1 protein-coding gene and 1 pseudogene are annotated in these 3,887 nt (G+C 37.6%); both read left to right on the plus strand.

Annotated elements, in window-relative coordinates:
* A partial coding sequence (locus WBA89_RS25140) for a hypothetical protein (protein WP_424410258.1) occupies nucleotides 1-1,999 on the plus strand: 1,999 nt, incomplete at its 5' end.
* Nucleotides 1,996-3,887, plus strand: a pseudogene (locus WBA89_RS25145) (helicase); the annotation flags it as partial. The gene WBA89_RS25140 and the pseudogene WBA89_RS25145, both read left to right, overlap by 4 nt.

A 3,887-nucleotide genomic window follows, 5' to 3' on the forward strand; every position in this document is an offset into this window, starting at 1 on the left:
TAAGCTCAAGTTTAATAATCCAGTGCAAGCCTATGGCGGTAAAACAGTCTTTGAGTATTATCTCAATCTGCTTGACCCGGACAGTGAGGAACACAAAGCTGAACTTGCTGACTCTACTAGAAAAGAAATTTTTGCTAGAAAGCTATTGAAGTTAGTGTTTTTATACTACTTTGTTTTCGCAGGTAAAGACCCGTCAGCAAAAGATTATACAGTTAACTCAGACTTGGAATACAATCCTATTCCAGGATTTGAGGAAAAAGTATTAAAAACCTTCAACGGATCTGATGAAGCAGCCAAGCAAAAACTTTTGCGAGGGATAAAAAAAGGTTTTGAACAATATAATATTACCTCTAAAATAGACTGTCTTAAGAATCTTCTGCAAAAACTTCTGAAACAAAAGCATTTGCCGAAAGAATTTCCTCTCCACATTTCAGTAAAAAGTAGCATTTTAGAGCAAAAATTTGACAAGATTTCTACAAACTCTACATTTTTTCAGCCCGTTTTTGGAAAAAAAGAGAAAAAAGCCTTAAAATATATAGCGATTGGTCAAGCAAATGCTACTCAAAATTCCCTATTTACTCTCACAGCTAAAATTAAAATTAGTGATGTTCATTATTTTTCTACTGACGACCTACAAAGCTTCAGTATGGAGTATGATATCGCAGGCGTGAAAGCTCTGCCAGTGCTTCTGAGACCAAATGATTCGCAGTGTAATGCAGTATACGAGCGCTTTTATCAACGGCGCAAGCTAGTCGAATTTATCTACAGTCTAGCCAGCAATAAATGGGATTCTAAAAAGACTTTTGTGTATCGGTTTACTTTCGATTTACTTGCATATACTTGCCTCAAACTCCTGTTGCAAAAACAGAGTAGATTATTCATTCCCATACTGCGCCTGCAACTGAGTAATCAACAGTCAGATTCACCAGTAGAAGAGTTTATGCGTTCTTTATCTAAAAGGTTATCGCATTTACTCAATGAAGAACATCGCTCTAATTCTCAGGGTATTGATATCAGAAATTTAGAATACAAAGCTCCCAATGTGATGAGTTCTTTGTACTCTGTGTTGCCAAAAAACTTTACCTTTACCAACCCGTCTGATGCTCCAAAAGAACTGGACAAACTCGCTATAGTTATAGTTTCCAGTCGCGAGAGTGATGCCAGGTGGAATAGCGAGCAAAAACTGTCGAATTTGCAAGGAGAAATTGTCGGAGCAATTCGTCAAAAAGATGGTTCTGTCAGGCTACAGTTGCTCAAAACCTTCTCGGAAACCTACGAACACGAACAGATGTTTAAAGAGCCTACTGTGGTGCGAGATGAAATTGGGAAAGTTTACAAAATGGGATTCAGGCATTTTCTCTACATTGCCAAAGCTCCCTATTCTAGTACCTTGCACATGACACAAAAAGAAGAAGCTTTATTCTTCATGTCGAAAGATGTGATTGGATATTTCAAAGAAAACTACGATGACATCAAAATTTACCCCATGTTTTTTGATAAATACTATGCAGTTAAATTGTCAGAAAAATTGGGAGTAAATTCTTTGTACATTCAGGATACGCTAGAGTTGACAGCTTTAGTAAAAGACCCAAGCAAGCGCTCCATTGTATTTTTTAACCTGTTTAACGGACTGGTAGTAGGCCGAGAGGCAGAACGCAACTATAGGGGTGTAATTTCCTATGCTACTTTGTTGAACATCTATAAAGATATACTGGACGACCGACATATTTATCAGGGATTGATTGACGATACTCAACTAAAAAATGATATTTTACAGTATCTGACTTTGTTCCACTTTTCTCGATACGAAAAAGAAAGCGGTAAAAATGGTAAAATTAGTTTTAAATTAGATCCTTATGAAAATCTGATTGGAGATCGATCCGTAGGTAAACTATCTTTATACAAGCATATGGGAGGAATTGCGGAGTTTAATGCCTTGGCGTTTTTAACCAAAGTTAAAGAAGTTTTAAATACACCGACAGGAGGCACGCAGTCATGAAATCTAAGATAGCAGAAGATTTGGGGCGTTTGTTTGAAGTTGGGTTTAATATTGGGATTCTTGCTTGCATTAAAGAGAAGCAAATTAAGCATAAGTTTGCCAACTTATATTTTCAGGAATTGCAGCAGCTAGAGTTTACAAAGATGCTGAGGAAAATTACCGATAAAATAACCAGTCCTCTGGAAAGGAAGATGGCTGAAAAGTGGAGCGTATTTTTCATACAAAAAGGCTTTCTATCAGGTTTAAACTTTTTTCGAGAATACCTCGAATCCACAGGTTGGAACAACTCCCATAAACTGCGACGTTTGGAAATCTTGTATTATCAATCCTGTTTTTGCGATGGGAGTAGCATTGGCACTTACGTTAAAGGTGAGTCACAGTGGTGTGGAGAAGTCTTATCTCAATTTGACCAGATTGAAAATATTTCTCAGTATATTGAACGTTACACAAAGAAAGGCGAGTTTCTGAAAGCGGATACTCTAATATTGCTGCGATATGGTAGGCAATTTAGGATTCTGTGTGTAGATTTGTCGGTGTTTTCGATTAGGACATCTGAGGATGTGACCAATCTGGACTATTTAGAGATTATTCGGCGTTTGTTGAGACGAGATATTAATTACTTGCGATCGAAAAGTGTGTTTTCTAAACTTCGCATAGATACTGAAAGTTGTGAAGTTGAATTTTCAGAAGGTTTGAAGAGTTATTTTACTGCTTTTAAGTATGATGATAAGGAAAGTGCTAAGTTAATTCAAGCTGGGGGATACGCTTATAGTTTTTATGAGTTTCTCCGAAAAACTGGGATACTTGCTGATGATTCGTCACTAATATTTAATGCGGTGGGATATAGCGATCGCGGAATTAGCGCGATGTCAGTCCGTCCTGAAAATTTAGATATTTTGAAAACTTGTCACTTGATTTATAAGGATGATTCGAGTCCTCAAGAAATCGCGGATGCTCGCAAGCTAGTTTTAAATAAAATCAAGCGGAGTGCTTGTCACAGTTTCGATCGCGGAAAAGAGTTTGTTGACGATATATTAGCAATGTCGGCAGATAAAATCAATGTTGTGCGCCACACAGAGCGACTTGAGGGTTTTGTCAACTCGGTGGGAATTGTGCCGGATGAATTGATGCAGCAGTTAGGATTGAGCGGAACTGTGAGTTTGCGGAATGCTCATGCTCAACTGATTGAAAAAGCTCTAGAATCTGCTGCTACTTATATCTTTTTAACTGGCAATCCGGGTATTGGGAAGACAACTGCGATCGCCAATTTCCTCAAAAATCACATAAACGATGGATTTTTGTTTTTTTATGTCAGTCCCAGAAAACAGGTAAATCTAGATATTATCGACAAGTTCAAAAAACCTGGTACTGATGATTTATGGAATGATAAAATATTAGCAATTAATACTTATAGCGACTTAATTAAAGATAGCGGGCATAAATATACTGTCCAGTATCTCTCGAATCAGCGGCAGGGAAAGTTTTCATTGCAGGCTGTTAATTTTCAAGATAGCAGAGAAACTAAGCGTCAAAATAGGCGATCGGATCGACTCCAGAGACAAACAGAAGCGGTAATCGAAGATACTGGAGTCAAAACTAAAGGCGTACTTAACAGCATTTGTGAAGCCATTTCTACCCTGATCGATACTCAACATTCCAACAACATTGTCGCTACTGTTTCCATCCAATCTTTAAAGAAGACTGACGCAGGCGACACATTAAAACATTTTGAAAAAATTTTTAGGAATGCTTACATCGCAAGGGAAAATAGGGTTATTCCCGATCGCATGAAAGATATCTCCAGTCGCATCAAGCATTTATTTATCATGATCGATGAGATTACTGGGGATGAGGGAGGTGTAGAATTTTTAAATGGCATCAACGAGAT

The sequence above is a fragment of the Microcoleus sp. genome, from assembly GCF_049646505.1.
In the GTDB taxonomy this organism is placed as follows: Bacteria; Cyanobacteriota; Cyanobacteriia; order Cyanobacteriales; family Microcoleaceae; genus Microcoleus.